The organism is Pseudomonas fildesensis (genome assembly GCF_001050345.1).
Lineage (GTDB): Bacteria > Pseudomonadota > Gammaproteobacteria > Pseudomonadales > Pseudomonadaceae > Aquipseudomonas > Aquipseudomonas fildesensis.
The window spans coordinates 1-1,504 of the sequence record NZ_LFMW01000044.1 but is presented as its reverse complement, the minus strand read 5'-3'; the positions used below and the strand labels follow the sequence as shown (position 1 = coordinate 1,504).

Genomic DNA, 1,504 nt, shown 5'->3' with positions numbered 1-1,504 from the left:
GAAGCGACGCTGTACTTCAAGCCGAACACTAATTTCAACGGCACCGCGAACTTCACGTACACCGCGACCGACAGCGGCAACGCTGACGGCACTAACCCGCTCACTTCGGCTCCGGCCAATGGCAGCATTACTGTCACTGCTGTGAACGATGCACCTGAAGCTGTGGCGACTACTGCCACCGGTTCGGAAGATCCGGCTCAAGGTATCGAAGTTAAACTCTCGGCTACCGATGTGGATGGCCTGGCGAACGTGAAATCGTTCACCGTCGGCACGCCTACCAACGGCACGTTCTACACCGATGCTGCCATGACCAAACCGGTTACTGGCGCTATTGATGCTACCAACAGTGAGGCGACGCTGTACTTCAAGCCGAACACCAACTTCAACGGCACCGCGAACTTCACGTACACCGCGACCGACAGCGGCAATGCTGATGGCACTAACCCGCTGACCTCGGCTCCAGCTAACGGCACTATCACCGTGACTGCGGTCAACGATGCACCTGAAGCTGTGGCGACCACCGCGACCGGTGCTGAAGACCCAGCGGTAGGCATCGAAGTTAAGCTCTCGGCTACTGACGTCGATGGCCTGGCGAACGTTAAGTCGTTCACCGTCGGCACACCTACCAACGGTACGTTCTACACCGATGCTGCCATGACCAAACCGGTTACTGGCGCAATCGATGCAACCAACGGCGAAGCCACGCTGTACTTCAAGCCAAATACCAACTTCAACGGCACGGCGAACTTCACGTACACCGCCACCGACAGCGGCAACGCAGACGGCACTAACCCGCTGACCTCGGCTCCAGCTAACGGCACTATCACCGTGACTGCGGTCAACGATGCGCCGGAAGCTGTGGCAACTACTGCCACCGGTTCGGAAGATCCGGTTCAAGGTATTGAAGTTAAGCTCTCGGCTACCGACGTAGACGGCCTGGCGAACGTGAAATCGTTCACCGTCGGCACACCTACCAACGGTACGTTCTACACCGACGCCGCCATGACCAAACCGGTTACTGGCGCCATCGATGCAACCAACGGCGAAGCGACGCTGTACTTCAAGCCGAACACTAATTTCAACGGCACCGCGAACTTCACGTACACCGCGACCGACAGCGGCAACGCTGACGGCACTAACCCGCTCACTTCGGCTCCGGCCAATGGCAGCATTACTGTCACTGCTGTGAACGATGCACCTGAAGCTGTGGCGACTACTGCCACCGGTTCGGAAGATCCGGCTCAAGGTATCGAAGTTAAACTCTCGGCTACCGATGTGGATGGCCTGGCGAACGTGAAATCGTTCACCGTCGGCACGCCTACCAACGGCACGTTCTACACCGATGCTGCCATGACCAAACCGGTTACTGGCGCAATCGATGCAACCAACGGCGAAGCCACGCTGTACTTCAAGCCAAATACCAACTTCAACGGCACGGCGAACTTCACGTACACCGCCACCGACAGCGGCAACGCAGACGGCACTAACCCGCTGACCTCGGCTC

At 58.1% G+C, this 1,504-nt stretch carries 1 protein-coding gene; it reads left to right on the top strand.

What is annotated here, in order from left to right; translation table 11 throughout:
- Positions 1 to 1,504, top strand: a 1,504-nt coding sequence (locus tag ACR52_RS28885) for an Ig-like domain-containing protein (protein WP_048731873.1), incomplete at both ends; no start/stop codon positions are given.